Below are 25,377 nucleotides of genomic sequence, written 5' to 3'. Positions count from 1 at the left end.
ACCACGCGCAGGCCGACGGCCTCGGCCTGGTCCTGCGGCAGCCGGGCGATGAGGGAGAGGGTCCGGTCGGTGGCCAGGGCCTCGATGGCCTCGCCCGCAGTGTCGGACTCGGCGGCCCGGCCGGTCAGTTCCGTCTCGTCGCCGCCTATCGCGGGGCGGCGTCCCCGCATGCGTATGTGATCCAGCGCACGGTTGCGGGCGATCCGGGCGGCCCACCCCCGGAACCGGTCGGCGTCCCCGCTGAACCGCTCCAGGTCCCGCGCTATCTGCAACCAGGCCTCGGACGCCACGTCCTCGGCGTCCGGGTCGCCGACCAACGTCCGTACATATCCGAGCAACCGTGGATGCACCGCGCGGTACACAGTCCGGAACGCGGTCTCGTCCCCGTCCTGTGCCGCAAGCACCGCGGCTGTCAGCTCCGCGTCGTCCCCCAGCACCGCGCCCCTCTTGCGCCTAAACCGGCGCCGCTCTCGCGGACCGGGTCTCGCCGTCGTGGTTACTCAATTGATGGTTGCGGTTTCGAGGACCGCAGTGGTTGCGGTGGTCTTCCTTCCTCCGCCGTCTGGCGCGAAAGGCACGTTACGTCCTGAAACCGCTCCCAGTCCATGTCCATAGAAGATGCAACTAACTCGTGACACGCCAGGGTGTGACAGAAAACGCACCCATGGCGCTGTAGAAAGTACGGGCCGCCGCGCGGCCCGTGCCGCGCGACGGCCGGGGCCTCTCCTGTGGGGGGTGGCGGCCCCGGCCGTTGCCTTGGCGGCGACCTTACTTGATCTTGCCCTCGGCCTTGCCCGGGTGGTCGCCTCGGCGATTCCCGCTCTTGTCGGGCTCTTCGGACTTCTGCTTGTCCATCCCCGTCGCGTGTTCCGCGCAGTACGCCGCGACCTCGGCCTCGCCGCCCGCCGCCGACACCAGCCGCTGCCAGGCCGTCGAGTCCAGTGCCTTGCCGCGGCCCGCGACCTGGTCGTAGGCGCGGCAGTGGGCCGCGGTGTCGGCGGCGGTGGTGGGGCGGTCGGGCGGGGTGGTTGCGGTGCGGGAGGGCGGGGTGGTCGTGGGCGGGTGGCTCGTCCTGGGGGTGCTGGTGTTCCGCAGGGACGGTGAAGTCGACGGTTGTGACGAGCCGATGGCCGCGAAGGCGACGCCGCCCACGGTCAGACTGGCGAGGAGTACGGCGAGCGTCGTCCGCGCCGCGCGCCCGGCTCTGCGGGGCCGCCAGTCGTCCTGGCGGCGGGTGCGCGCCTTGTGCGCGTCTGCGTCCCGGGCGGCCCGGAACGCGGCCACGGCCCGCCGCTCCCCCTCTGCTTCGACGCCGTCCCGGCGCATGGCAGCTGCGAGCACCGCCTCCAGCCCGGGCTCGTCGAGCGCTCCGCGGTGGCCGGACGCGGCGCCGCCAGGGTGCACACGCCGGCGGCCGGGGACCCCGCCGCCGCTCTGCCGTTCACCCATGTCCGTGTCCCGCCTCTGTCCGACCTGTACCGCTTGCGCTGCCTGTGCTGCCTGTACGACCTGAACGACCGGTCGTACGACTCGTATGACTCATACGACTCGGACGACCCGTCGGCTCACACCGGGTTCCGCGGGTCGTTCGCCGGTGCGCCCGTCGTCGCTGTTCACTTCGACTCCCCCAGCGTCCGGGATCCGTCTTCCGTCACACCTTCGACGCCCAGCTGCTCGGCCAGGCGCTTCAGACCCCGGTATGCGGCGGTGTGCACCGCGCCAGGGCGTTTGCCGAGGACGCGTGCGGCGGCGGGGCCGTCGAGGCCGACGACGACCCGCAGCAGCACGGCCTCGGCCTGGTCTCGCGGCAGGCCGCGGACCAGCTCCAGGGCGTACCCGGTGGAGATGGACTCCAGCGCCTGGTCGTGCGTGGTGTGCGGGCCGGGCAGGTCCAGCACGTCCTGTTCGAGCGTCGCCGACCGGGGCCGTACCCGCTGCCGGCGCAGATGGTCCAGCGCCCGATGCCGGGCGATGGTCGCGCTCCAGCCGCGGAAGCCGGCTCCGTCGCCCCTGAACCGCCCGAGGTCGCGGGCGATTTCCAGCCAGGCGTCGGACGCCACGTCCTCGGCGTCGTCGCCGACGAGCCCGCGCAGATAGCCGAGCAGCCCGGGCTGCACGATCCGGTACACGACCGCGAACGCCGCCTCGTCGCCGCCCTGGGCCCGCGCGACCGCCGCGCCCAATTCCCCGTCGTACGCCTGTGCGCGCCGGGGTTCCCCTCCCTGGCCCAAGACCGTCCTCGTTCGTACGGGTTCGAAGTTCCCCGCGTGCGACACGCTTCGGCCGTGTCGACGCCCCCAAGATCGTCAGCGCCGAGCCTCACAGAAGTGTCACAGCTCGGCAGGATGTCTTCTCATGTCACGGCACCTCGGGCGCGTCCGTGCAGGGTCAGGTAGAAGGTCTGCAGGGATTCCTCGGGGCCGCCGGCGTCGTAGCGGTTGTGGACCTTGCCGAGCGGGTTCCAGACCCGGCCGTCCGGCATGCGCACGCCGACCGTGTGGCCGAAGTAGGCGCGCTGGTCGGCGTCGAAGTCCACCCACATCGCGCCGGCGCGGCGCACCAGCACCTCACCGACGTACGCCCCGAGGCCGAACAGCGTCTCCCGCACCCGCTCCCGCTCGGCTCCGCCCTTGCGCAGGCCGTCGATCAGGAAGTCGATCACCCGGAGGCTGGCCACGGAGTAGTCCAGCGGCAGCCGGTTGCGGGCGGTGACGCGCGCGACGAAGGCCGCGGTGTACGGACGCATGTCTCTCGCGGACGGCATCCGCTTCTCCGCCGCCTTCTCCATGAAACCCCGCCCCTCCGCTCGGCTCCGGGAGCCCCCTGTTGGGACTCCCGGGTGACCAAGCGGATGCCGTCCCGCGAACATCACGGGTGACGGGCGTGTCGATCAACACACAGGAAAATCACAGACCGCGTACAACCTTTTGGGTTGTCATACGTCCGTGAAGGGCGGGTCAGGGCGCGAGCACGCGTCCGATGCCGAACTCGCTGCCCGCGCCCGCGTTGAGCGCGCCGGGGCCGAAGTACAGGCCGGAGCCGGTGTCCATGCCTCCGGCCGTGTTGTTGTTGAGGGTCAGGACCGTGCCGTCGCCCGTGTTCTCGCCCGGGATGCCGACGGCGAGGTCGGTGTTGCCGTCCCCGGTGAAGTCGGCGGCGGCGACGGCACTGCCGAACAGGTCCCCGGCTTCGGCGGCGCCGGCGACGCCCTCGGTGGCGGCGCTGTACGTGGTGGCCGCCTCACCGGTCAGCCCGTCGGCCCGGCCGCGCAGCACGAGCACCGCGCCCTGGTCGGCGTCGTAGGGGTCGGTCTCGCCCAGGTCCTCGCCCGGCACGCCGGCGACCACATCGTCGACGTCGTCGCTGTCGACGTCCGCGACCGCGACCTCGTAGCCCATCTGGTCGGAGGCCTCGTCGGAGCCCGGCACACCGGTGGTGTCCTGGGTAATGGTGGTCGAGCGGTCGGCGGACAGCCCGGTGGTGGAGCCATACAGCGCGACGACCGCGCCGCCCTGCCCGCTGCCGCCGTACGGCGAGCCGCCGATCACGTCGTCCCTGCCGTCGCCGTTCACGTCGCCGGTGGCCAGGGACCACGCGGCGGGAGCCCGGTCGACCTGGGCGGCGGACTCCGGCTTCAGGCCGGTGGCGGAGCCCGGCAGAACGGTCATGCGCGGGCCCACGTCGTGGTTGACGACCGACAGGACCGCCTCGTCGTAGCCGTCGCCGTCGACATCGGCGGTGGTGATGTCCTCGCCCTCGATCGGCGCGTAGGGGTTGACCGTACCGGCGTTGGTGCGCACCGCCTTCGTGGCCCCGTCGATCCACATCACCGAGCTGCTGCCGCTGCACAGGGAGAGGACGTCGCCCTTGCCGTCGGCGTTGAAGTCGCCGACCGCGAGGGAGGTACCGCAGCGCTGGCCGTTGTGGCGCAGGGCGGTCGGCAGGTGGTACATCGTCGGGTCCGCGGTGAAGCCGGACGCCGAGCCGTACAGCAGCGTGATGCCGCCGATGTCGTTGTGGCCGGCGGTGTCGTCCTCCCCGGAGGCGCCGATGGCGAGGTCGCCGTACCCGTCGCCGTTGATGTCGCCGTACGCCGTGGCCGAGCCGAAGGCGTCGTCCGCCTCCGAACTGCCAGGCAGCGCCGTGCCGTTCAGGGTGCTGTTCTGCGTGACGACCAGCTTGGCCGAGGCGTTGGGACCGGCGGCCGCGCCAGGCAGCACGGACACGGCACCCGCGCCGGTGACCGTGCCGTCGGCGTAGGCCGGGACGCCGAGGGCCAGGTCCACGCGGCCGTCGTTGTTGAAGTCGGCCCTGGGCGGGGTGACGGCGGCCGCGGCCTGCCACGGCGCGAGGAGGGCGAGCGAGCAGCCGGCGACGACGGCGACGGCGGCCGTCAGGGACAGACGTGTGTGCGTGGGAGTGATCATGAGCGCCGGGTTATACACGAGCCGCCGCGGTGGTGGCACCCAGGCGGATGAAAGCAACAGAACAGATCAATTGGCCCATTCACTGGCATAGTTCGGGCCCTGCGATTCCCCGAGTGACGTTTGTCCAAACCCGTGCGCTGAGGAAGTGGCACCTGTGTGACTGCTGGTGCATCCGTGTCCATTTCCTAGGGGTGGGGTAGTTGAGTCCTCGCAGTCTTCGCAGGACCCATGCATACAAGCCGCTCAGTCTCAAGAGACGAGCGTGGCTGACGATCGGAGCGGTGGTCCTGAGCGGGGCGGGCGTCGTCACGTACGCGATGGCCGATCCGTCCGCGCAGTCCGACGGCAAGGCCCAGGGCCGTGAGCCGGCCGTCCACACGCTGAAGCTCAAGCACGAGGGCGGTGGCCGCAAGGCCCTGGCCAAGCAGGAGACGGACCTGTTCAGCGCGGTGCTGCTGACTTGGGACGACCCCGAGGCGAAGGCCAAGGGTACGCCCGAGGTGCGCACTCGGGACGCCGAGACCGGCAAGTGGTCCGGCTGGCAGAAGCTGCAGACCGAGCCGTCCCAGGCCGACGGCGCGGAGGGCGAGCGGGCCGCCCTGCGCGGCGGCACGGAGTCGATGTGGACCGGCGAGTCCGACGGCATCGAGGTGCGCGTGGTGAACGCCGACGGCACCGAGGTGGGCGGCCAACCGGCAGGCATGGACGTCAAGCTGCTCGACCCGGGCACGGGCCCGGAGAGCGCCCCGCAGCCGGCCGCGTTCGCGGCGGAGACCACCGCTCCGGCGACGACCGAGTCCGCGACGCCGACCGAGACGGCCACGGAAACGACCACGCCGACCGAGACGGCCACGCCGACCGGTTCCCCGACGGAGACCGTGACGCCCAGTGACTCGGCGTCCGCCTCTCCTTCGCCCTCGACCTCGGCCTCCCCGACCCCGACCTCCACCGTTCCCGCGCCCCGCCCCTCGACGGTCGTGAAGCCACCGGTCATCACCCAGGCCGAGTGGGGCGCGTCGACGGACTACGACGGCACGCCGGAGTACGGCACCGAGATCAAGGCCGCCGTCATCCACCACACCGGCATGGACAGCGACAACACCCTGTCCTGCGCCGAGTCCCGGGCCCGGATGCGCTCCCTCCAGCAGGACCACTTCGCGCGCGGCTACTTCGACATCGGCTACAACTTCGTCGTCGACAAGTGCGGCCAGATCTTCGAGGGCCGCAGCGGCGGCATGGAACTGCCGGTCATCGGCGCGCACGACGCCGGCTTCAACACCAACACGCTCGGCATCTCGTACATCGGCAACTTCGAGAAGGCCAAGCCGAGCCGGGCCGCGCTGGACGCGATCGCGCGGATCGTGGCGTGGAAGTTCGGGATGTACGGCATCGACCCCACCGGCAAGGTGACGCTCACCTCCGGCGTGGACAAGGGCTACAGCGGCAACAACGTCCCGAAGGGCGAGTCGATCACGCTGCCGCGGGTCTTCGGCCACTACGCCACCAACGCCACCGCCTGCCCCGGCGACTTCCTCATCGCCAAGCTCGGTTTCATCGCCCAGCTGGCCAAGACGCCGGGTGTCTCGCACGCCCTGGCCACCTCCGACTACAACCGGGACGGCGTCAGCGACCTGGTCGCGGGCACCCCGAAGGCCAACCGGGTCACCGTGATCCCCGGCGGCATCAACGGGCCCGTCACGGCGTCGAAGACGGGGCTCACCCAGAACAGCCCCGGCATCCCCGGCTCCTCCGAGACCGGTGACGACTTCGGCGCCTCCACCGCCTGGGGCGACGTCAACGGCGACGGCCACGCCGACCTCGCGATCGGCTCCCCCGGCGAGGACGACACCAGCGGCAACGCCGACCGCGGCCAGGTCACGGTGATGTACGGCCCGGCACTCACGACCGGCTTCTCGTACACCACGTCGGGCGTCACGGCGGCCGGCGCCAGGCTCGGCTCCACCGTCACCGTCGGCGACTTCAACGGCGACGGCAAGGCGGACGTCTTCTCGGCCGGCTCCGGCAAGGGCGGCAACTACAACGTCCGGCTGACCGGCGGCAAGTACACGTACGGCACGCTCACCTCCGCCACGGGTTCGGTGGCCTATCTGGACGCCGCGACGGGCGACTTCAACCGGGACGGCTACGCGGACGTCGCCCTCAACTACCGTGACACCGGTGGCATCGGCCGCGTGGTCCGCTTCGCCGGCTCGGCGACCGGCCTGACCAAGGTCGGCGTGATCTCCGTCAAGGGCGGCCGCTCCATCGCCGCGGGCGACGTCAACGGCAACGGCTACGACGACATCGTCATCGGCCAGCCGGTCGCCTCGGAGTCGGGTGGCGTGTCGGGCGGCCAGATCACCATGGTCCCGGGCACGTCGACCGGCTTCACCACCACCGGCATGACCGTCATCCACCAGGACTCGGCTTCCGTCCCCGGCGGCAACGAGTCCGGCGACGCCCTCGGCACCTCGGTCTCGCTCGGCGACCACAACGCCGACGGCTACCTGGACGCCCTCGCGGGCGCACCGGGCGAGGACCTGGCCCGCAGCAGCGTGAACTACGCCAACGCCGGCAACGCCCTCCTGGTCAAGGGCACCTCGTCCGGCCTGACCGGCTCCGGCTCGGTCGCGATCTCGCAGGACACCTCAGGTATCCCCGGCTCCGCCGAGAAGGACGACCGCCTCGGCTCGTCCGTGTCCCTCACGGACCTGTCCGGCTACGGCCGCGCGGACCTGACCTTCGGCGCGGACGGCGAGGACGGCACCGACGGCATCCTGCTCCACCTGCCCAGCAACAGCACCGGCCTCGGCTACTCCGACGCGGTCATCTACAGCAAGACGACCCTCGGCACCCCGACCGACGGCCGCCTGGGCCAGACGCTGACGCCGTAGCCGTAAACCTCCCGGCCGGGACCCCGCCCACTGCACGGGGTCCCGGCCGGTGAGCCGACCACCGCGCCGACGGTCACCGGCCGGCGTACGACAAGAACCGCCGCCACGCGTCGGGCGCGAGGGTGAGCTGGGCGCCCTCCTTGTCCTTGGAGTCGCGGACGTGGACGAGTCCGGGACAGGCGGCGACCTCGACGCAGTCGCCCTGGCTCCCGCTGCTGTAGCTGGACTTGCGCCAGGAGAGCGCGATCTCGACGCAGTCGTCGCCCTCGGAGCCGCTGTAACTGCTCTTGAACCAGGCCAGTTCGGTGGTGGGGCTCATAGCGCTCCTCGCATCCGCTCCAGCAGACTCCGGGAATCACCAGGGGTGAGAGCCTGCGAACGCAGTTTCGCATACCGCTGGTGGAGGACGCTGATCTCTTTCAGGTCGGAGATGAGCCGCCCGTTCTTCTGCCCCTCCGAGTAGGCGAACCACCGGTGTTCGGGGGTTTCCAGCAACCGCAACGGCCCATCAAGCCCGGCGTGGACGGGCGAACGCAACGGCATGATCTGCAGCTCCACGTTCCAGTGCCGCTCGCTCAAGTCCATCAGATGATCGAGAAGTTCACGCGTGACGTCCTCCCCGCCCGTGTACCGCTCCAGCACCGCCTGCTCGATGATGAAGCTGAAGTTGCACGGCGGTTCGCGCCGCGTCGACAGCAACTCCTGCCGCGCCAGCCGCGCGGCGATCCGCTGCTCCAGCTGCGCCTCGCCGGGAATGGGCGGCACGCTGAGCGACACGGCACGCGCGTACGCCTCGGTCTGCAACAGCCCGGGCACGACCCGGCATTCGTACGTGTACAGACTGATCGCCACGGCCTCCAGCCGCGCCCACTGCCGGAACCAGGCCGCGATCCCCGGCTGCCGCGAGAGATACGGCGCCGAACGCCGCAGCGCACCGGTGTTCCCGAGAGCCTCCTCGGCGTTCTCCACGAAGGCGGGATCCGGCATCCTCCGCCCCAGTTCGACGGAGGCGACGGTGTGTTTGGAGTACCCGACGAGATCGCCGAACTCCTCCCTGCCCAACCCCGCATGCTCACGCAGGGCCTGCACCACCGCCCCGAACGTCCGCAGACTGTCGGACGATTCAGGCTCACCCCCACCGGCTCCCCCTGCCGTCCCCACCGAACCGCCACCTGACATGAGCCACCTCCCGCACACCGCCCCCCACGGTCACTAAACGTCACCTCCCATGCCCAGTCCGTGAGCGCGTACGCTGCGTACGAGAGCCGCGTACGCCTGGTGTTCCGTAACGGTCACCATTCGCCGCCCGCGCCCACTCCGGAGTGTTAATGATCTTCAGGGTGTGCGGCAGGTAGTCCGGGCGGATCGAGACCGGGTCCTGGGCCTCGCCGTAGAGGAAGTACTCCTCGTCATCGACCCGAAAGCCGGCATCGCCGTATCCGTCGGCCCAGTCAGTGACGAGCTCGGGATCCAGGTCTCGCGCCGTTCCCACTTCATGGACCTGCAGGATCCGTTCGATGTCATGGGTTGTGTCGAGCCAGCCGTTGGGACGGCTCAGTCCGCTCCTGCTCATGCAGCACCGGGTCGAGCCACTCGTCACTCCAGCGCTGCAACATGTGACAGGTCCGCTGTCCCCGACGCTGAGATCAGCGTGATCATTGACGTGACGTACGGGGAGGACTGGGACGCCGCCTCCCGTACGGTCCTCGGCCCCATCAGCCGGGAGCTCGCCGCGAACCGGGACGCCGCGGGCGAGCGGTACGCCGTGGTGTTGCGCGAACGAGGGTGCCCACAGCCGGTCGCCGTGCTGAACATCGCATGGGCGCACGACTACCTGGGCGTGTGGGCGTACGACGACCAGGGCCGTCGCACCCGCGAGCTCGACCTGCGCCGCCTGGAACCCGGTCGGCTCTTCCTCCGCCACATCGCTCAGTGGCGATACGACACCGAGGAGATGGCGGAGTTCGCAGAGCGTGCGGGGCGCGTTCTTATCGACCTCTACCCGGACGGCAGGGGCCGTAAGGTCTCCGAACCGAAGGGGGCCGGGGGCGGATCGCGGCACACCCTGCCGGATGTTCCGCACGAACAGCGCTGGGCGCCGGCTCCCGCATTCGGCGACTGGGCGTGGGCGGTGGCCATGGCGACCGACGGGCGCGTATCCGACGTCTCCCTGCGGGACGCGCCGGAGGAGAGTCCTCGCCAAGACGGTCCGGCGGAGAACCGGGAGCACGGCCTTGCCACCGCCCCCGGGTGGTGTCCGCCCAGCCCCCTGGGCCCGCGCTACCTCAACGAGATGTTCACGCCCGGCACCCGCTTCTCCCCGCCGGACGACCAGGCCACCGGCCCGTATGTCGTCGAGCGCGTCATCGAGGCCGGATCGCTACGGCTGCCGACCGGTCGGATCGTCGCCTGCGATCCGGGGTGGCTGGATCCCGGTGAGCCGTTCACGGTGGCCGTACCGCCCGGCAGCTACCGCATGCAGATCGCGGCTGCGGCCTACCCGACCGAGCACTGGGGCAAGTCGCTGCACATGGAGGACTTCACCGGGGCGCGCATCCTCATCTCCGACAAACCCACAGCGACTTGGGAGCTGGCGCTGCGTCCCGGTGAGGACCCGCGGACGCTGCGGGAGGGCGAGTTCTACGGCTTCGGCGTGGACACCGGCACCGGCTGCTTCGTCGACGCGGCGGCGGCCGGCAGGCTCACCGGCGGAGAGAACACCATCCCGGACGACGACAGCGCCGACGGCATCCTCGTCCTCGACGACCCGGAGTCCGGGGGCAACCTCATCGTCTACCCGAGCGGCATGGGAGACGGCTCCTACCCGGTGTGGATCGGCCGGGACGACGACGGGGAGGTCACGTGCCTCGTCGCCGACATGCTGATCCTGCGCAATCAGGAACTGCTGCTCTGAGCAGGGCGAACGGGCCGGCCATCTCCCGGTAGCCCTGGACCGGACGACACCCGGATCGAGTACAACGTCAGGTCCGTGGACGACAGCGGTCACGGAACCGGCCGGGGCCGACGAGGCATCAGTGAGAGAAGGAGTGAGGATCACGCCATGAGTCTGGCGAATCTCATCGGCCTGATGCCGCCCCACCAGGGGGCGGGGACGGTCGTCGACTGGCAGTTGGCCGAACGCGCCTACGGGGTGCGGTTCCCCGCCGACTACCAGGCGTTCATGGCACGGTACGGCGGCGGCACCATCGAGAACTACCTAACTGTGCTGGAGCCCGCAGTGTCGGCCGATGGCCGGGCTGAAGGGCCCATGACGTTCATCTCGGAGGAGGCCCGGGAGACCTGGGGCAACGCGCCCGGACCGGACGGGCTGGACGTCCCCGCCGAGCACGTGCTGGCCTGGGGCTGCGACGGCACGGGAGACCTCTTGTGCTGGCTGACAACCGGTGACACGCCGGACGCCTGGCCGGTGGCCATCTACAACCGGGGAGACAACACCTGGATCGTTGCCGACTGCGGAGTGGTCGAGTTCTTGTACCGGGTGCTCAGTGTCGAGGACGACGACGATTCGCCGCTGTCCGGGGTGATGGGGTGGGGTCAGGCCGGTCCGCGTTTCCTGACCGGAGCGGAGGAGCGGCGCATCAAGGCGACGGGCCGGGACCCCTGGCCTGACACCACCGAGTAACCAGACAACGACCATGGGCCCCGGGCCCGCGCGGTCCTCACCCGAAACAGATACTTTCCCGGCAGGGTGACAGTGGCCGCAGGAAGGTCGACGCGTACACGGTTCGTGGCCCGACCGAACCGTGGAGATCCCGAGCGGGCTTACGAGAACTGACAAGGGCTACCAAAGCGCTGGCGACACCGTCCGCGTGCCCTATCGCGGTCGTTGGCACGACCTCTCCGCAGGCTGGCGGGCCGTCAACCGCTCCCATGCCAAGATCCCAGCCCTCGGCGAAGAGGCCGTGGCCACCCTCAAGACGTGGTGACTCCTGCGCAAACTGCGAGTACTGCGCAACGGCCGTACCCGCGCTCGCGCGCGAGGTCTTGGATCACCGGAACATGTTCGCGAGTCAGCCGTTCAGTGCCCGTGGCCATCGTCAGTAGCGTTGGCGTAGATGACCTGGCCGGTGCCGTCGTCGCGCATATAGACATCAGCTCACGTATCGCCCTCTCATAGGGCGTCCATCACCGCTTTCGGCAGCACGACGGCCCCGTCGTACGCCCCCGAGGTCCGCTCGGTCACCTCCTGTTCGTACCGGATGCTCTGCCCGTCGTAGGGGATCAGGAAGGTGCACTTGAAGGTGTGCGAGGTGACCCGGTACGTCGAGGCGTCGAGGACGAGCGACTCCTCGACGCCGCCCACGGTGATCTCGCTTTCGGGGGCTGCGACGCCGGCCGCGCGCAACTGCCTCAGCGTCGGGGCGAGTTCGCGCAGGGCCTTCTGTACGACGCCTTGGTCCCGTACGCCGGTCAGCGGGCCGCTCGCCGTACGGACGCGCAGCTCGACTTGGCCCTCCGGGCCATCCTCCGACGCGGTGACGGTGGCCTCGTCGCCGTATCCCCGGAACGCGTCGAGCGCGGCGAGGGGGTCCTCCACCTTGTCCACGAACTCCGGGTCGGTGACGGGCCCGTGCTCCCAGGCGGCTGTGCCCTTCTTGACGTACGCCGTCCCGTCGGCGACGTAGATCTCCTCGGGCTTGCTCACACCCTTGCTGAGGGTTGTGCCGGTGGAGTGCAGCGCCCACGGGTCGCCGGTGGTCCGGCGCACGGTGGCCGTGTAGGTCGCGGCGTTCTCCTGCCCCTGCAGGACCAGGCCCTCAAGGCCCTTCACCGCGAACGTCCAGCCTTTCTGCCCGGCCATCGCCTCCTCGGCACGGGCGAGGAACTCGGCGACGGTGTGGGGCGGCTCGGGCTCGGCGGGGGCGGCCTGCGGGCTCTGGGCGGTGGGCTGTGCGGACTCGGCGGGCTTCCCCTCGTCCTTCGAGCCCGCACAGCCGGTCAGCGCGGCGGCGAGGAGCAGCGCCAGCGCGGCAGAGGTGTTGCTCATGCGATTCCTCACGCGGCGGCTCTCCTGGCCCGACCGTGCAACGTCAGATAGAAGGTCTGGAGCGATTCTCCGGGCCCGCCGAGCTCGAACCGATTGTGAACCTTGCCGAACGGGTTCCAGACCCGCCCGTCCGGCATTCGCGCCCCCACCGGCTGGCCGAAGTAGGCGCGCTGGTCGGCGTCGAAGTCCACCCACACCGCCCCCGCACGGCGCACGAGAACCTCACCGACGTACGCACCGAGCCCGAACAGCGGGTTTCGCACCTGCTCGCGCGCGGCCCCGCCCTTGCGCAGCCCGTCGATCAGGAAGTCCACGACCCGCAGGCTGGCCACGGAGTAGTCCAGCGGCAGCCGGTTGCGGGCGGTGACGCGGGTGACGAACCCCGCGGCCCACGACCGCATCTCTCCCGCACCCGGGACACGGTCGTCCACTGGACTCATGGGACCCCACCCCTTCGCTCGGCCCGTCGGGAGACCTGCTTCCGGCTCTCCCGACCGATCAAGCGGATGTCGCATCAGGAACATCACAGGTCACAGACGTGTTGATTGACACACAAGAAAGTCACAGGAGGCGTACAACCTTCTGGTTTTTCGCTTGTCCGTGACGGCGCGACCCGGGGAACGGGCAGCCCGCTACGATCACGGCTCGTCACCGAGCAGTACCGGGGAGGGGCTATGACCGAGGGACGGAGCACAGCGGCGGGCGCCGCTGTCGAGCTGAGATACGAGCTCGGGCAGCCGGACTGGTCCGACGCGTTGCACGCACGCGGGCGGGCACGGGGCATCAAGGGCCGGCTGCAGGGGCTGCTCCTGCCAGTGCTCTTCGCGGTGACGGTGTGGCTGCTCGCCGAGGACGCCCTGGCCGCGGGAATCGCCTTTCTCGGCAGCCTGTTCGGCCTCGTCGTCAGGACGGGTGTCCTGGCTGCGCGGCATGCCAAGATGGGTGCCCCGCTGGGGCCCTGGACCGTGGCCGTCACCGACTCTGACGACGCTGTGCGCTTCGCGGGCCCGCACATGGAGACGCGCCGGGGCTGGCGGAGCCTCGGCGGGTACGTGGAGACCGCCGCCGGATTCGTCCTGCTGACGCCCCCGCCGTACCTGCTCGTCGCGCACTATCTGCCGAAGCGCGCCATGGGCAGCGACGACACCGACCGGCTGCGCGGCATACTCGACCGCCACCTGCCCCGCCATGGCGGCCATCAGCCCCGGCACTGAGGTCAGTAGGATCCGCGGGTCGTCGTACCGGGGAGGAATCATGGCCGAGGGTCACAGCACCGAAACCACCAACGACAGCGCGGCGGCCTCCGACGACGTCGTGGACGAACAGACCGACGTCCGGTTGGTGTTCCGGCCCCAGCAGGCCGACACACTGGTCGGCCTGCGGGTCCGCGAGCGGATCAAGCGGACCGGGCTACTGCTGCGGAGCGTGTTCCTCGCACTGTGGGTAGGGCAGTGGCTGATCTCCGCCGTGAGCCGCGGGAGTATCAACGTGGTCTCGACCGTTCTGTTCCTGTTCGTCTTCCTTGTGGTGTGGGGGTATCCGCGGCTGCAGGCCGCCCACGTGCAGCGGATCGTCGGCTGGCAGGGTGAGTACCGCGCCACCGTGTCTCCGGCCGGGATCACCTGCCGCAGCGACCACAGCACGTTGATCCAGAAATGGTCCGTCTTCCAGGGCTACCGGGAGACGGCCGGCCACTTCGTCCTGCTCAGCCGGGACCCCAACATCATGTGCCTCGGTGTCCTGCCCAAGCGGGGCGTGCCGGAGGCCAGAGACCTCGACCGGCTGCGCGCCATCCTGGACCGGCACACCACTCGCGTGTGACGCGGGTGAAAGGGGCCGGTCTCGACGAGGGCAGCAGTAGGTTACGACTGTGATCGACTACGACGCCGAGATCGAGCGGATACTGGGCGGCCCGCCGAGCAAGCTTGCATTCCGCGCTCTCTGTGCTGCTCTTGTCCGTGCGGGTAGCCCTCGAGACCTTGTCTCCCGGTGCGACGAGCGACTGGCTTCATGGCCTGACGTGCTGCGCGAGGCACCCTGGTCCTGGCTGGCCGCCCTGAACGCCGGTTACACGAAGCCGACATGGCAGCTCGTGCGGTCACTGGCGCCGCAATCAGCGCGCATCGGCACCGTTGATCCTCCTCTGCCGGACCCGCGCTCTCGGTCGGAGGTGCGCGGCGTGGCCCATCTCGACCTCGGCTGGTACGCGAGAGATCATCTCGCAGCATTGGTCGAGACCATGGATCACTGGGAGAACCTGCGATCGATCCAGGTCGCCGGTCTCACAGACATGGACGGCGAGTTGCTCGCGAAGCTCGCCGACAACGCTGCCGTCACGCGGCTCGAATCGCTGAATCTGGTGAGCGTTCGAGAGGACATGTGGCATTTCGAGAAGCCGTCGTTCCGCCCGCTCGCTGGGCCGCCGTGGCGGCTGCGACACGCGGGTCTGCGGGCACCCGACCTGGTCCACTTGATGCGTTCAGGACTCGTGCCGGAACTGCGCTCCGCCGATGTTCTCGTGTGCAGCGTCGACGAGGCGCAAGACCTCGCCGACTGCGCGGAACTCGCCCAGCTCGACCGCCTGGCAGTCGGGTTCCGCTGCGGCAAGAACGGACGCCAGCCGCTGTGGAAGCCGTACTTCGGCAACGTCATCGATCAGGACGACGACGCATGCGAGGCGTTCTTCGCGCGCGCCGATCTCGCGAGCCTGCGCAACCTCACGGTGCGGGGCACGCCCATGGGGCTCGGTCGGGAGGGACTCGGTGCTCGCGGTGTGGACGCCATCGTCGCCGACGGCGTGCCGCGTCAGCTCACCGAGCTGACGCTCGAGCTGCTGCCCGTAGGCGACGCGACGATCGAACGCGTCCTCGAGGGCATCGACCACGATCACATTGAGAGGTTGACGCTCGCGGATCTGGTCGCGACAGACAGGACGGCCGAGGCATTCGGCGCAGCCGGCACCTTCCCAAACCTCCGTCACCTGGATCTGAGCCGCAACCGTCTCACTGAGAAGGGGGCGCAGCAGCTGGCAACCGACGTCCGGATGCCTGCACTTGAGCACCTTGACCTGAGCGGCCGCGAAGGTGGCTCGCCCCACTACGGGCGCCCCGACGTCCAGCCGGTGGGCGACGCCGGCGCCGAGGCCTGGGCTTCGTCGCCCAATGCCACGAAGCTGACGTACTTGAACATGGCTGCCACCGGGCTCGGAGTGGACGGGCTCATCGTGCTGATGAACTCCGACCGACTGCAGAAGCTCAGCACGCTCGACCTGTCATGCAATCCAGTGGGCAGCTGGCCCGCGCCGCTCCATAACGCCCCGGTCTGGCGCACATTGCGCACGCTGAATATCACTGAGTGCGGTCTCGACGACAACGACAGCGATGCCCTCACCTCAACAACCTCAGCTCCCTGTCTCCAAAGCGTCGTGCTGGATTACAACAGCGTCGGGTCGCATGGCGCGAGAGCGCTCGCCTCCTGGGCCGTGCTTCCACAACTCTGGGAACTGAATCTGCACGACAACGTCATCGAGGACGACGGCCTGATCGAACTGGCCACGTCCCAAGCGGCTCGAATGCTCCTCGAACTCGACCTGGAACAGGACTGTGGGAACGCCAGGGCCCGGAACTACGGTGCGCAGCTGCCGACCGAGGTCTTCGACCAGGCGTCATTTCCCAGCCTCGACGCGATCTTCCTCGGCATCGTCGATGAGTACCACGGTGCCCGGTACTCCAGCGGATTCCCTGCCCGCATCCGGGAGAACCTCGCATCAGCAAGCACCACACGGCCTGAGTTGGTGGCGTTTCTCACTCACCTCGACATGGAGCAGATCGAGGACGACGATGACGCGGACCAGGAGAGCGAACGCGCCGACTATGACTTCCGCACCGAGCGCGCCACACGCCACGCCGAGTTCATCGAAGAGGCTCGGGACTTCGCCCGCCGCATGAGCGAGGGTGACATCGGCTGGCCCCCTCCAGCTTCCTCAGGTGATTCCTAATCTCAACTGGGGTAATTACCGGGTCGAATAACAGCCTTACCTGTCGCAGGCCTGCGCCCGGGACGGGTGTTCCCCATTGTCGAGGAACTTCATCGGAACCGACTGCAGTCCCTTGCCGATCGACTGCTGCACGGCCAGCACCTGATCCCTGGTCGGACGGACAAACCCGCTCGGGAAGTCCGCTGCGTCACCGCTCAGGGTGAAGTCCTGACCATTGGTCGCAGCCGCCTTCTTGCTCGGATGCTTCGGGAAGTTCACCTGCCCCAGATCGATCGGGCAGGCCTCGGGCTGCTGCTTCTTCCCGTCGTTGTGAACGAGAAGCGGCGACACCCCCGCCAGCACGAAGTAGGTGTGCTGCCCCTCGACGGTGAGGTTGTGGACCCGCTGGCCGCGGTGGGCGTCGTCGATCGCGGTGATCTGGACCCAGGTGCCGGCTGCGGTCTGCAGCCACATGCCCGGCTCGAGGTCACCGGCCGAAGTCCGGCAGCCAGAACGGGTGGTTGGCCGTGGCCGTGACCTTGGGGGGCTTGGCCTTGCCGTCGGATCGATGGTCAGGGTGACCAGGTGCTTGACGCCGTCACCGGTGATGGCGCCGGTTGCCGGCGACCCTGGAGGTTGCCAGTCTCCGGGTCTGAGGCCAGAAGGTCCGTACCCCAATTTGCTCCAGGAGAGCGAAAGGCCGGGTGCCGCACCAGCGGCAACCGGCCCTCGACTATTTGAGGCTTCAGGTCACCCCTCAGCCCACGAATATTCCAGGAACAACGAGTCGAACTCGTTGACCTTCCTCAGTAGCTCCAACCCCATGTTGCGGGGCAGGATGCCACCCTTCGGCCACATGTAGTCGTCCGGACCCATACGGATCGTGCCCTTCTCCTCGTCCTTGGAAATCACCAGATTCCAGAAGGATCGATCACGCCCCAGGTCACGGTGGAGAACTCGGCCTCGACTCCAACCATGAGGCACTCCTCCTCACAGTCGTTCCACGAGAACGAGGCCGACACGTTCATGGGGAGGTTGCGGTAGGCCTCCACCGCCTCCTCCAGACCGATCGTCCTGCGCTGATAACCGGGATCCCAGGTCTAGAACAGCACCGTCACTGATTCTCACCTCCCGTTATGGCCGCACAAAACGTCCGACAGCCCGAGTGTACGTACTGATCAGACCGCTGGGCCCATAGACCTCGAAGGAGTCGCGATCGAGCTTCGGTGTATCCCGCGATGGGGTTCCTGCAGAACATGCACGTATCGCGGTCGGTGTCCAAGAACGCAAGCGTGGCCGGTGGGACTCAGATGCCAATCTCCTGACCAGCACAGCAAGCGCAATGCACCACGTCCGTGGACACGACCTTCGCCGGAACGACCGGTAGCCACCAAGACGATTCCGGAGTGAGCGCTCCTGGAGAGTCGACAGAATACGAGAAGCCCCGCCAAGGATTGGCGGGGCTTCCCTACTCAAAGACTACGCTCAGCCGGTTGGATCACTCGATCAAATTTGTGGACTCGTGCGCACGTACCGGTGTCCGACTCGATGTCCGCGGTCCTCAGTTGATAGACCGCTGGCTCGATATTCACCAGCAGAAGTTCGTCTGCGCGAGCTTCTGTTCCAGGCAGAGCCGCATCGAACACGGCTAGCGGACCAGCCACGTTCACCACCGGGCCGTCCACCCAGTTGTCCACATCGTCGATACCCTCGCGCACAACCTCGATGAATCGAGCATCGCTGGAGGCCGAGATCCATTGAACAATGGCACAGAACTCCTCCATGAATGCGGTCGGGGCGGGGGTATCGCCGATAACCAGCGCCAGCCCGGAGTCCGGAGTCTCTCCGAAACTCATCAGCCCGGCGTAGTCTTCGACCTCACAGGCGGATTCGTAATCAGAGTTCGCGTAGCCGCCCCAGAGGTTTCTCAGGGATTCCTCCACGACAATCATCGGCCCGCCCTCCGACTCGACCCATGTGAGGTCCATGACATCCTCCCTAAAGTCCCATTTCCTTGGCGATCCGCTCGTATATCGGCTTCATGACGGGCGCCAACTGCCTTGCCCACCCAGCCTGCTTCCGACTGCAGTCGATACATTGCGGATACAGCCGCTGCGGAAATCCGTACCTACCGGTTCTTGGCCAACGAGACGCTTGAGCTGCTGCGCCTGTTGTCGGGTCTGGCCCATCGAGCCGAGACGGAAGGCAAACGTCTGTACTGCTGATGGGCCCTATAGGAGACGCCGCAGAGCGGTTCGCTGTCGGTGCCATCCCCTACGCTACGCACGACGGGAGTCTGAGTCCGGCGCGTTCGAGGGCGGACGCGAGGGCATCCCTGACCTCCTCGGCGTCTCTGATCGTCTCGGCTGGCGCCCGGTGCTCCGTCGTCATGGGTCCGCCCCTTCCGCCGTTCCCCCACGCGGGGTGAACTGCCTGGATTACGCTGCGTGTTCTGGTCATTACGAGCATGGCCCGGGAGCGGGACAGGAACGCCGTGGACGAGTTCTCCTTCGTCACCCTGCGGCTTACTTCCACACCTGCCACGGCCTTCTTCCAGGGACGACGGAGGAGCGCGATTCCGCCGAGAAGGGTGATCACGGGACGCAGCCAGGAACCACGCCTACGGTACGCGGAGGAACTCCGGTTACTGCGCACGGCCAGGGGCGAGAGCCTGCGTGAGCTGGCCAAGGTGGTGGGCTGGGACGCGTCGCTGTTCGGGAAGTTGGAGAGCGGGGCGACGCTGGGGAGCCCCGAAGTGGCCGAGGCGCTGGATCAGCATTACGGGACGCCGGGGTTGTTGTTGGCGTTGTGGGAGCTGGCGGTGGGGGATCCTACGCAGTTCAAGGAGCAGTATCGGCGGTATATGGCGCTGGAGGCGGAGGCGGTGAGCTTGTGGCACTACGCCGTGAGCGCGCCGCCGGGTCTGCTGCAAACGCCCGGGTACGCGCGCGAGGTGCTCGCTGCGGGCGGCCTCAGGGGTGAGGAGCTGGACCAGCAGGTCGAGGCCCGCATGGGGCGGCGGAAGCTGCTGGAGGGGAACGACCCCCCTCCGTTTCGCGTCATCCTCTCCGAGGCCGTACTGCGCACACAGCTACGCGAACCACGGGAGTGGCGGGAACAGCTGGAGTACCTGGCGGAGGCGGCGGAGCGCCCGAACATCACACTCCACGTCCTGCCGTTCAGTGCAGGCCCCCACGGCCTGATGAACACCGCTACGAAGTTCCTCCGGTTACTGGACGGCCGTACCGTGGCTTACATCGAGCACGATGAGCGTGGTGAACTGATCGAAGAAAACGGCAGAGTTGAGCGTTTGCACCGCATCTATGATGCAGTGCGTGACCTGGCCCTATCCCCGGCCGAGTCGCGCAAGTTCATTGTCCGGATGTTGGAGGAAGGCCCGTGCGAGCCATCGACCTGAGCGGCGTGACGTGGCGCAGGAGCAGCTACAGCAACACGACGGGCGGCGACTGCATCGAGGTCGCCGACAGCTTCCCCGCTATCGTCCCCGTCCGTGACAGCAAGGCCCCCGACGGCCCCGCACTCGTCTTCGAGGCCCGAGCGTGGTCGTCGTTCATCACCACCGTCAAGGACGGCGGACTCCCCGCCTGAGCCCACCGCCAGCCCCCGAACAACCGGTCCTCGTCACCACGGCGAGGGCCGTTGACATGGTCGGACACCCCCTGCCCGGCTACCCGAGCGGAAGCCACGACGGCCACGACCCCGGAATCCCGACCCGGTCCCGGCCGGGAACCCTGCCCTGCAAGGCTTCGGCCGCATCGAACTCCTCAGCCGTGCCGTGGACCGTACCTGCAGCGATCGCATACAACCACTGCGGCTCGTCGAGAGTCAGAGAGGCTGTGACGAGCCAAGAGGAAAGTGCAGGACGGCGGCCTGCCGACGCTGGACCGGCTGTCCGAGTACTGGCCCGGCACGGAGCGCGACATCGCCGCTGACTGAAACGAGCCGAGCGTCGGCACGAAGCCCCGGCGGGCAGGGACTTGCCGTGCACCCGCCCTGACCGGCAAGGACCTTCGTGCAGTCCCGTCACAGGAGTGGCATACGATGCGCACGCCGCCCCTCATAAAGTTCTCATAAGAGGATGTACACGTCATGGCAATCCGTACCCCATACCGTTCCCTTCGTGGCATATCTGCCGTCGTCGCCCTGCTCGCGATCGGCGCGGTGGGGTGCTCGGATGTCTCGGATGCCGTCGACAGCGCCAAGGACGGCGCGAAGAAGGTGGCCCGCCAGCGATCGGTGTTCTCGCTGAGCATCGGGGACTGCTACAACCCGAACGGCAAGGTCGAGGGCGATACGTTCGCCGTCGAGATTGTGCCCTGCGGCGAGGCGCACGCGGGTCAGGTCGTCGGCGAATTCAAGATCGACGAAGAGAAGACATACCCCGGCGACGACGCGGTCTCGGCGATCGCCGACGAGCGGTGCCCGGTCGAGGCGGGGAAGTTCGCCCAGGACACCTGGGCGCTCCCCAAGGGGGTCGACCTCTTCTACTACACCCCGACCAAGGAGAGCTGGGCGACGGGTGACCGCGCCGTGACCTGCACCTACACCAAGGAATCGGGCAAGTTCACCGGCTCGCTGAAGGCCGCGTTGAAGCCCGAGCAGACCGCGTACCTGAAGGGTGCGAACGCCGTCTACGACGCTCTGTGGGCGAACCAGTCCGAAGAGGATTACGTCGAGGACGACCTGGACGGCTACAAGGCACAAGCCAAGGCCGTCGCAGCCGCCCTCGATGCACACCTCGAGGGACTGAAGGGCATCGAGGGCACGGAGATCGGCAAGCTCCGCGAGCAGCTGAAGAAGACCGCCGAGCACTGGAAGAAGGCCGCGAACGCCACCGACGCCGACGCGTTCTACCTCGCCTACGACCCGGCCTTCACCGGCATCGCCCCGAACAAGACGGTCGCCGCCCGCAAGGAACTGGGCCTGGCCACCACCGTCCCGGCCGACGATGCCGAGGTCTGGGCGAGCTGACGCCCTTCGGACCGCGCGGGGCCGCGTCCGCCAAGAACCCGGCCCCGCCTCCTCATCGGCCGGCCGGTGTTCCCGTCCGGCCTGGCCTCCTTCAGCGGCTGGCGGGGATGTCAGATTCTCGGTGTAACTCCGATGCGGCGGCGCCTGACGGTCGCGGCGACGGCTGCCGCGACCAGGCCCGCGGCGGCTGTTGCCGCGCCCGCCCACGTCCACAGACGATCGGGGGAGGGAACACTTGCGGGGTCCACCGCTATGCCGACGACGGCGGAGCGAGCGATGGTTCCGCTGTGCTCGTAGTGGGTGGCGCGTGAGTCGACCGCGATGTCCCGGTGGTCGCCGAGGAGGAAGAGCCGACCCGCGGGGACGGTGACCTCCACAGGAAGGCCGAAAACGGGATCGTCCTTGGATAGGTACGGCTCCCGCAGTGCCTTGCCGCGTTGACGCTCACCCTCGTCCCGGTCTCGTCGATGACGACGTGATCGCCGCCGACGCCTATCACCCGCATCATGAAGACGCTGTCGGCGCCCCAGCCACGTGCGGAGAACAGGACCACGTCACCGCGCCGGACACCCGAACCGTCGATGGGCCTCACCGTGACGTCGCTTCCCTCGGGATACGTCGGCTCCATCGCCCGGCTCTGCTGCTGCCACGTCCGGTAGCCCGCCGTCTCGCCCCCGGTCACCAGGATGCTCACCGCCGCGAGCACCATGCCGGCCACCGCGACCCCCAACGCCACCAGCAACGGCACGCGGCTGCCCGCACGGCCCGCCGCCGGCGTGTGTGGCCACACGTACGGTGCGGATGCTGGTTGCTGGGACTCGTACGACGGCGGCTTCCACACATCGTCCATCAGAGTAAGTTCCCTCCTCTCCGTCACCGGCGTTCAGGCAGGCTCGAAGAACGGCTCGGGCATGTGCTGTGCCACGGAGTAGGGCCGGAATCCGGGATCGGTGAGGATCCGGTACAGGAACTCCGTGGCGGTCATCTCGTAACGGTCCCAGTCCTCGGCGTCCTCCATCTTGGCGAGGACCGGCCATGCGTCTACCGCGCCATCCGTGACCTGCCAGAAGAACTTGTCGCCCGCACGCGAGATTCCCCATGGGATCAGCCCCCCGTCCCGGGTACATGGATCCGGTACGGCGCGAACGGGCCGTCCGAACTGTCGTCGTTCTCCAGCAGAACGCGCCACATCCTCAGCAGATCCCACACGCGGCTCTCGTGGGCGCACAGCACCGACACCATCTGCGAGAACTCGCCGACACCGAAGGCCTCGCACAACTTCTTGTAGTCACTGGGAAGTTCACTCTCCGCATACCGAAGCGGCGATGTCACCGAGCGGCTCTACGCCACCTTCTTCTCGGGGTTTGTCGCGTCGAAGACGATCACCTTCCGGCCGAAGTCGGCGTAGAACGCGGCGGAGTAGCGCTCCTCTGCGACGACGGCTGTGGAGGCATCACTCGCCTGTCACTGCGCGCTCCCCGGTACCCGTAGCCGGACGGCGCAGCACCGCCGGTTTACCGGGTTCGTCCTGCCAGACGTAGTCCTTCCTCAGCCTCGCCACGTCGGCGTCCGCGAGCCGGACCACGCCGGACATCCTAAAGTCCGAGGGTCCGGGTACCGATGGCCTGACTGATGACTCTCCCTTACCGAGGATCTCCCTGTTCCATTCCACGGAAACGAAGTCCCCATTCAGGGACGACGAGACTGGAGGCTCGGCGGATCCCGATGGGCAGCCAATGCCAACTCCGACTCCGGGCAGAATCAGGCAAGTTCGGTGCCGTTTCCGCTAGAAGAGGGTTTCGGTCTGGGGGGCGTCGGATTCCCACGGGGAGGCATCGCTGGACTCGGTCCGCCCACTCTCGCCCTGTCCGCCCCAGGGACGAGAGAAGATCGCCACACCCTTCACGTCGATATCCAACTCGTCCGGGGCCGGAGAGTACAGAGACAGGCCGAGCCCCGTGAGGACACAGCCTGAGTCGTCCAATTCAAAAGACACTTGCCGGTCGGTGAGCTCTGCCAGAACGTCCCCGAGAGGCCGCCCGGTCAGTCGCACACCGGAAAGGGATGGCTCCGCCCAATCAATGCATTCGATCAGAACCAGATGGTCGAATTCGTCGAAACTGAGCATCACCCCGGCCTCCATGAAGTGATCGATCAGCGGAGTGCCGGGAGTTCTTCGAAAAGAGCGGTACTCACCCAGCCGATCCCTTAACACAGCCCTTGATTCGCCGAACCGGATTCCCGCCATACCAACCCAAGGGGTGATGTCTCCCATTATTATTCCTTGCCGCGCCGCATCATTCCGAGGTTCAATCACGGAAAGATGCTCAATCGGTGGCGATCACATCACCGGCGTCGGCTGCCGCCTGAACAGCCTCTCGGCCGAGCCCGGCGGCCGAAGTGAGCACGGCCCTGCCCATGACGAGTACCGGTGCGTCGGTGTCGAAGAACAGGACACCCAGACAGAAGGGTCGGTCGGCGAGCCGCCATTCCGACCACTCCATGAGGCTGAGGTCATCGAATGACAGTTCGCTCGACGGCACAGCCTCCACTCGCCGGCCGATGTTCCCGAGCAGTTCGTCCCGCAGTGAATGGAGGTAGGGAACCTGCCCCGCCGCCGCTTCCTCGAGGGCTTCACTACCCCGCTCATCGACATCTTTGGGGAAGAACTCCCGGAAGATGAAATCCGCGAGCCACTGATGCTCTCCCTGAGAGAGAAAGAGCCTGATCCCGTCGGATTCCCATTGCTTGCAGTAAGGCGGGGCAGTAGAATCCGCGGGCACCCATCCCAGACCTTCCAGCGCCTTGTTCAGGCCCTTGAGAATATCCGGGAATCCGACCTCGGCCGCGGCGATGAGCGTGGCGCTCACTGTTTCTAGTGTCATCTACATCCCATCTCCTGGAACAGGCCATACGGCCAATGTCAGTGGCGCGTATCTTGGAAGCCCACGCCTGTCACGTTCCCGGAACCCCACCGAACTGACACTTCATCGCGAACCGGACGTCAGGCGACTACGCCGAAGCCCTGGGCATCCTTGGCCGTCCTTGTCGGCTAAGGAGACATGAACTCAACATCCCCCGGTTCTGCGGAATATACGAACCCCCACTCAGAAGCGACATCGTGATGTCCACAGCGTTGCGCGTAACAGCCCTGCCCGTCCCAGGCCCCCGTGTCTGGAAAAGGTGCTCAGGGATTGGCCACAACGCTCAGGATCGCCTCGGCGTCCGCAGTACGTCCTGCCATCTCCCCGGCTCGCCTGATGTCATCAGCAGACATGCCACGGGCGATACGCAGGGCCTCGTGGAATCCGTCACCGTTGCCCCGGTTCATCATCTCCAGGAGCCAGCGCACGGCCATGACCGGGTCCTGTGCCACCCCAAGGCCGGCCTCGTAGCGCGCCGCCACCACCCACATCGCGGGTACGTGGCCTCCCTGTGCGGCCACCAGATACCACTTAAAGGCATCTTCTTCCTCATCCTGCGCATTGTGCTGATCCGCGAGCAGCGCACATGCTTCCGGAATTCCACAACCGGCCGCCATGCGAAGGAATTTCAGGAACTGCGCACTGTCCTGCGGAACTCCCAGACCATCCCTGGCGGCAAGGGCCATGCTGTAGGCACAGAACCCGTCACCCAGTTCCGCACCCCTGCGGAACCACCTGTTCGCCGCCGCCCGATCCGCCGGCACCCCCACACCCTCCGCCAGCATGAAGCCGAGACCATGCATGGCTTCCGGGGCATCGGCTTGCGCAGCACGGAGCAGCAAAGAAAAGGCACGCCCGGGCGACAGATTCAGCATCAGGTGAATCCCACCAAGGAGCGCACCGGCGGCCGGGCCACTAGCCGAGTCGTCGAGCAGCTCTTCGAGACGAGGGGCAAGCGACCGAAGCTTCTCACTCGCCTCCGCCGATCCCAACCGCCAAGCATGCGCATACCAGTTGCCCGCAGCCACGAGGCCGCCGTCACGGAGCGCTGTGTCACCGGACTCGATGATCGACGGAACACTCTTCCCGACAGGAAACTTCCGCCATTCTTCCATTTTCTCCCTCACGGAATTCTAAACAAGAGGTACCACTTTCC

Annotated in this window: 29 protein-coding genes and 2 pseudogenes; 10 read left to right on the top strand and 21 right to left on the bottom strand. The window is 67.9% G+C overall.

Translation table 11 applies throughout. The features are described from left to right. The 5 genes from ACTWQJ_RS02365 to ACTWQJ_RS02345 all read right to left on the bottom strand — a co-directional run. On the bottom strand, positions 1 to 437 hold a 437-nt coding region (locus ACTWQJ_RS02365), incomplete at its 3' end, for an RNA polymerase sigma factor (protein WP_443304939.1). Between the two features lie 331 nt (positions 438 to 768). Further along, positions 769 to 1,449: a hypothetical protein gene (locus ACTWQJ_RS02360; RefSeq protein WP_443304938.1), complete on the bottom strand. Its 681-nt coding sequence runs from the start codon at positions 1,447 to 1,449 to the stop codon at positions 769 to 771. 164 nt (positions 1,450 to 1,613) lie between these two features. Further along, on the bottom strand, positions 1,614 to 2,231 hold the full coding sequence (locus tag ACTWQJ_RS02355; RefSeq protein ID WP_443304937.1) for an RNA polymerase sigma factor: 618 nt from the start codon (positions 2,229 to 2,231) through the stop codon (positions 1,614 to 1,616). 122 nt (positions 2,232 to 2,353) lie between these two features. After that, a complete protein-coding gene (locus tag ACTWQJ_RS02350; protein ID WP_443304936.1) occupies positions 2,354 to 2,788 on the bottom strand; it encodes a hypothetical protein in 435 nt (144 codons plus the stop codon). 169 nt (positions 2,789 to 2,957) lie between these two features. After that, a complete protein-coding gene (locus ACTWQJ_RS02345) occupies positions 2,958 to 4,427 on the bottom strand; it encodes an FG-GAP-like repeat-containing protein (RefSeq protein ID WP_443304935.1) in 1,470 nt (489 codons plus the stop codon). A gap of 317 nt (positions 4,428 to 4,744) precedes the next feature. Here ACTWQJ_RS02345 and ACTWQJ_RS02340 point away from each other — a divergent pair, with 317 nt between their 5' ends. Further along, positions 4,745 to 7,321 (top strand): FG-GAP-like repeat-containing protein, encoded by a 2,577-nt coding sequence (locus tag ACTWQJ_RS02340; protein ID WP_443304943.1) that lies wholly within the window; start codon positions 4,745 to 4,747, stop codon positions 7,319 to 7,321. Between the two features lie 73 nt (positions 7,322 to 7,394). Here ACTWQJ_RS02340 and ACTWQJ_RS02335 read toward each other — a convergent pair whose 3' ends face one another. Genes ACTWQJ_RS02335 through ACTWQJ_RS02325 form a run of 3 tightly spaced genes read right to left on the bottom strand, consistent with a single transcriptional unit; the run spans position 7,395 to position 8,894 of the window. Next, on the bottom strand, positions 7,395 to 7,640 hold the full coding sequence (locus ACTWQJ_RS02335; protein WP_443304934.1) for a DUF397 domain-containing protein: 246 nt from the start codon (positions 7,638 to 7,640) through the stop codon (positions 7,395 to 7,397). After that, positions 7,637 to 8,500, bottom strand: a complete 864-nt coding sequence (locus ACTWQJ_RS02330; RefSeq protein WP_443304933.1) for a helix-turn-helix domain-containing protein — start codon at positions 8,498 to 8,500, stop codon at positions 7,637 to 7,639. The genes ACTWQJ_RS02335 and ACTWQJ_RS02330 overlap by 4 nt, the downstream gene beginning before the upstream one ends. 40 nt (positions 8,501 to 8,540) lie before the next feature. Continuing rightward, the gene (locus ACTWQJ_RS02325) at positions 8,541 to 8,894 is read right to left on the bottom strand and encodes a hypothetical protein (protein ID WP_443304932.1); all 354 of its coding nucleotides are present in this window, start codon (positions 8,892 to 8,894) and stop codon (positions 8,541 to 8,543) included. A 78-nt stretch (positions 8,895 to 8,972) separates the two neighbouring features. Here ACTWQJ_RS02325 and ACTWQJ_RS02320 point away from each other — a divergent pair, with 78 nt between their 5' ends. From ACTWQJ_RS02320 to ACTWQJ_RS02310, 3 genes and pseudogenes are all read left to right on the top strand, one after another. Further along, on the top strand, positions 8,973 to 10,235 hold the full coding sequence (locus ACTWQJ_RS02320; RefSeq protein WP_443304931.1) for a DUF4241 domain-containing protein: 1,263 nt from the start codon (positions 8,973 to 8,975) through the stop codon (positions 10,233 to 10,235). Positions 10,236 to 10,382: 147 nt separating this feature from the next. Then, the gene (locus tag ACTWQJ_RS02315) at positions 10,383 to 10,964 is read left to right on the top strand and encodes an SMI1/KNR4 family protein (protein WP_443304930.1); all 582 of its coding nucleotides are present in this window, start codon (positions 10,383 to 10,385) and stop codon (positions 10,962 to 10,964) included. A 142-nt stretch (positions 10,965 to 11,106) separates the two neighbouring features. Then, positions 11,107 to 11,265 (top strand): annotated as a pseudogene (locus ACTWQJ_RS02310) (IS5/IS1182 family transposase); the annotation flags it as partial. Between the two features lie 188 nt (positions 11,266 to 11,453). Here the strand turns inward: ACTWQJ_RS02310 and ACTWQJ_RS02305 are convergent. Both ACTWQJ_RS02305 and ACTWQJ_RS02300 read right to left on the bottom strand, forming a co-directional pair. After that, positions 11,454 to 12,329 (bottom strand): hypothetical protein, encoded by an 876-nt coding sequence (locus ACTWQJ_RS02305; RefSeq protein ID WP_443304929.1) that lies wholly within the window; start codon positions 12,327 to 12,329, stop codon positions 11,454 to 11,456. An 8-nt stretch (positions 12,330 to 12,337) separates the two neighbouring features. Next, positions 12,338 to 12,769 (bottom strand): hypothetical protein, encoded by a 432-nt coding sequence (locus ACTWQJ_RS02300; protein WP_443304928.1) that lies wholly within the window; start codon positions 12,767 to 12,769, stop codon positions 12,338 to 12,340. Positions 12,770 to 13,003: 234 nt separating this feature from the next. Between ACTWQJ_RS02300 and ACTWQJ_RS02295 the strand changes: the two genes are divergently transcribed. The 3 genes from ACTWQJ_RS02295 to ACTWQJ_RS02285 are packed head-to-tail and all read left to right on the top strand — an operon-like array spanning position 13,004 to position 16,326. Then, positions 13,004 to 13,543 (top strand): YcxB family protein, encoded by a 540-nt coding sequence (locus ACTWQJ_RS02295; RefSeq protein ID WP_443304927.1) that lies wholly within the window; start codon positions 13,004 to 13,006, stop codon positions 13,541 to 13,543. Between the two features lie 40 nt (positions 13,544 to 13,583). Next, a complete protein-coding gene (locus ACTWQJ_RS02290) occupies positions 13,584 to 14,150 on the top strand; it encodes a YcxB family protein (RefSeq protein ID WP_443304926.1) in 567 nt (188 codons plus the stop codon). 49 nt (positions 14,151 to 14,199) lie between these two features. Next, a complete protein-coding gene (locus ACTWQJ_RS02285; RefSeq protein WP_443304925.1) occupies positions 14,200 to 16,326 on the top strand; it encodes a hypothetical protein in 2,127 nt (708 codons plus the stop codon). A gap of 36 nt (positions 16,327 to 16,362) precedes the next feature. Here the strand turns inward: ACTWQJ_RS02285 and ACTWQJ_RS02280 are convergent, their stop codons facing one another. From ACTWQJ_RS02280 to ACTWQJ_RS02265, 4 genes are all read right to left on the bottom strand, one after another. After that, positions 16,363 to 16,779 (bottom strand): hypothetical protein, encoded by a 417-nt coding sequence (locus tag ACTWQJ_RS02280; RefSeq protein ID WP_443304924.1) that lies wholly within the window; start codon positions 16,777 to 16,779, stop codon positions 16,363 to 16,365. A gap of 276 nt (positions 16,780 to 17,055) precedes the next feature. Then, positions 17,056 to 17,217 carry a hypothetical protein gene (locus ACTWQJ_RS02275; protein ID WP_443304923.1) on the bottom strand — a complete coding sequence of 54 codons (162 nt, stop codon included), beginning with the start codon at positions 17,215 to 17,217 and terminating at the stop codon, positions 17,056 to 17,058. Next, positions 17,214 to 17,357, bottom strand: a complete 144-nt coding sequence (locus ACTWQJ_RS02270) for a hypothetical protein (RefSeq protein ID WP_443304921.1) — start codon at positions 17,355 to 17,357, stop codon at positions 17,214 to 17,216. The genes ACTWQJ_RS02275 and ACTWQJ_RS02270 overlap by 4 nt, the downstream gene beginning before the upstream one ends. 420 nt (positions 17,358 to 17,777) lie before the next feature. Continuing rightward, on the bottom strand, positions 17,778 to 18,293 hold the full coding sequence (locus tag ACTWQJ_RS02265; protein ID WP_443304919.1) for an Imm21 family immunity protein: 516 nt from the start codon (positions 18,291 to 18,293) through the stop codon (positions 17,778 to 17,780). Between the two features lie 587 nt (positions 18,294 to 18,880). Here ACTWQJ_RS02265 and ACTWQJ_RS02260 point away from each other — a divergent pair. The 3 genes from ACTWQJ_RS02260 (at position 18,881) to ACTWQJ_RS02250 (ending at position 21,297) form a co-directional block, all read left to right on the top strand. Then, entirely contained in the window at positions 18,881 to 19,723 is an 843-nt protein-coding gene (locus ACTWQJ_RS02260; RefSeq protein WP_443304942.1) for a helix-turn-helix domain-containing protein, read from the top strand. Continuing rightward, positions 19,705 to 19,914: a DUF397 domain-containing protein gene (locus ACTWQJ_RS02255; RefSeq protein WP_443304918.1), complete on the top strand. Its 210-nt coding sequence runs from the start codon at positions 19,705 to 19,707 to the stop codon at positions 19,912 to 19,914. The genes ACTWQJ_RS02260 and ACTWQJ_RS02255 overlap by 19 nt, the downstream gene beginning before the upstream one ends. Positions 19,915 to 20,415: 501 nt before the next feature. Continuing rightward, positions 20,416 to 21,297 carry a septum formation family protein gene (locus tag ACTWQJ_RS02250; protein WP_443304917.1) on the top strand — a complete coding sequence of 294 codons (882 nt, stop codon included), beginning with the start codon at positions 20,416 to 20,418 and terminating at the stop codon, positions 21,295 to 21,297. Between the two features lie 110 nt (positions 21,298 to 21,407). Here the strand turns inward: ACTWQJ_RS02250 and ACTWQJ_RS02245 are convergent, their stop codons facing one another. From ACTWQJ_RS02245 to ACTWQJ_RS02215, 7 genes and pseudogenes are all read right to left on the bottom strand, one after another. Next, positions 21,408 to 21,674, bottom strand: coding sequence for a S26 family signal peptidase (locus ACTWQJ_RS02245; RefSeq protein ID WP_443304916.1), 267 nt, complete (start codon positions 21,672 to 21,674; stop codon positions 21,408 to 21,410). A gap of 68 nt (positions 21,675 to 21,742) precedes the next feature. Continuing rightward, positions 21,743 to 22,006: pseudogene (locus tag ACTWQJ_RS02240) on the bottom strand (S26 family signal peptidase); the annotation flags it as partial. 174 nt (positions 22,007 to 22,180) lie between these two features. After that, positions 22,181 to 22,315 carry a hypothetical protein gene (locus tag ACTWQJ_RS02235; RefSeq protein ID WP_443304915.1) on the bottom strand — a complete coding sequence of 45 codons (135 nt, stop codon included), beginning with the start codon at positions 22,313 to 22,315 and terminating at the stop codon, positions 22,181 to 22,183. An 86-nt stretch (positions 22,316 to 22,401) separates the two neighbouring features. Next, positions 22,402 to 22,629 (bottom strand): hypothetical protein, encoded by a 228-nt coding sequence (locus ACTWQJ_RS02230; RefSeq protein ID WP_443304914.1) that lies wholly within the window; start codon positions 22,627 to 22,629, stop codon positions 22,402 to 22,404. Between the two features lie 454 nt (positions 22,630 to 23,083). Continuing rightward, on the bottom strand, positions 23,084 to 23,572 hold the full coding sequence (locus ACTWQJ_RS02225) for a hypothetical protein (protein ID WP_443304913.1): 489 nt from the start codon (positions 23,570 to 23,572) through the stop codon (positions 23,084 to 23,086). A gap of 52 nt (positions 23,573 to 23,624) precedes the next feature. After that, a complete protein-coding gene (locus ACTWQJ_RS02220) occupies positions 23,625 to 24,167 on the bottom strand; it encodes a hypothetical protein (protein WP_443304912.1) in 543 nt (180 codons plus the stop codon). A 317-nt stretch (positions 24,168 to 24,484) separates the two neighbouring features. After that, on the bottom strand, positions 24,485 to 25,336 hold the full coding sequence (locus ACTWQJ_RS02215; RefSeq protein WP_443304911.1) for a tetratricopeptide repeat protein: 852 nt from the start codon (positions 25,334 to 25,336) through the stop codon (positions 24,485 to 24,487). Positions 25,337 to 25,377 lie beyond the last annotated feature (41 nt).

The sequence above is a fragment of the Streptomyces sp. KR55 genome (assembly GCF_052245645.1).
Taxonomy (GTDB): Bacteria; Actinomycetota; Actinomycetes; order Streptomycetales; family Streptomycetaceae; genus Streptomyces; species Streptomyces flavusporus.
Note: the sequence above shows the minus strand (reverse complement) of the source record. Positions and strands in the feature narration are given on the sequence as shown.

What these genes read in the sequence shown, in the direction of transcription:
- ACTWQJ_RS02215 (WP_443304911.1), bottom strand. Translation starts at nt 25,336, where the DNA reads ATGGAAGAATGGCGGAAGTTTCCTGTCGGGAAGAGTGTTCCGTCGATC.
- ACTWQJ_RS02290 (WP_443304926.1), top strand. Translation starts at nt 13,584, where the DNA reads ATGGCCGAGGGTCACAGCACCGAAACCACCAACGACAGCGCGGCGGCC.
- ACTWQJ_RS02280 (WP_443304924.1), bottom strand. Translation starts at nt 16,779, where the DNA reads ATGTGGCTGCAGACCGCAGCCGGCACCTGGGTCCAGATCACCGCGATC.
- ACTWQJ_RS02300 (WP_443304928.1), bottom strand. Translation starts at nt 12,769, where the DNA reads ATGAGTCCAGTGGACGACCGTGTCCCGGGTGCGGGAGAGATGCGGTCG.
- ACTWQJ_RS02295 (WP_443304927.1), top strand. Translation starts at nt 13,004, where the DNA reads ATGACCGAGGGACGGAGCACAGCGGCGGGCGCCGCTGTCGAGCTGAGA.
- ACTWQJ_RS02315 (WP_443304930.1), top strand. Translation starts at nt 10,383, where the DNA reads ATGAGTCTGGCGAATCTCATCGGCCTGATGCCGCCCCACCAGGGGGCG.
- ACTWQJ_RS02360 (WP_443304938.1), bottom strand. Translation starts at nt 1,449, where the DNA reads ATGGGTGAACGGCAGAGCGGCGGCGGGGTCCCCGGCCGCCGGCGTGTG.
- ACTWQJ_RS02235 (WP_443304915.1), bottom strand. Translation starts at nt 22,315, where the DNA reads ATGGAGGACGCCGAGGACTGGGACCGTTACGAGATGACCGCCACGGAG.
- ACTWQJ_RS02350 (WP_443304936.1), bottom strand. Translation starts at nt 2,788, where the DNA reads ATGGAGAAGGCGGCGGAGAAGCGGATGCCGTCCGCGAGAGACATGCGT.
- ACTWQJ_RS02335 (WP_443304934.1), bottom strand. Translation starts at nt 7,640, where the DNA reads ATGAGCCCCACCACCGAACTGGCCTGGTTCAAGAGCAGTTACAGCGGC.
- ACTWQJ_RS02250 (WP_443304917.1), top strand. Translation starts at nt 20,416, where the DNA reads ATGGCAATCCGTACCCCATACCGTTCCCTTCGTGGCATATCTGCCGTC.
- ACTWQJ_RS02265 (WP_443304919.1), bottom strand. Translation starts at nt 18,293, where the DNA reads ATGGACCTCACATGGGTCGAGTCGGAGGGCGGGCCGATGATTGTCGTG.
- ACTWQJ_RS02325 (WP_443304932.1), bottom strand. Translation starts at nt 8,894, where the DNA reads ATGAGCAGGAGCGGACTGAGCCGTCCCAACGGCTGGCTCGACACAACC.
- ACTWQJ_RS02305 (WP_443304929.1), bottom strand. Translation starts at nt 12,329, where the DNA reads ATGAGCAACACCTCTGCCGCGCTGGCGCTGCTCCTCGCCGCCGCGCTG.
- ACTWQJ_RS02340 (WP_443304943.1), top strand. Translation starts at nt 4,745, where the DNA reads ATGGCCGATCCGTCCGCGCAGTCCGACGGCAAGGCCCAGGGCCGTGAG.
- ACTWQJ_RS02345 (WP_443304935.1), bottom strand. Translation starts at nt 4,427, where the DNA reads ATGATCACTCCCACGCACACACGTCTGTCCCTGACGGCCGCCGTCGCC.
- ACTWQJ_RS02330 (WP_443304933.1), bottom strand. Translation starts at nt 8,500, where the DNA reads ATGTCAGGTGGCGGTTCGGTGGGGACGGCAGGGGGAGCCGGTGGGGGT.
- ACTWQJ_RS02225 (WP_443304913.1), bottom strand. Translation starts at nt 23,572, where the DNA reads ATGGGAGACATCACCCCTTGGGTTGGTATGGCGGGAATCCGGTTCGGC.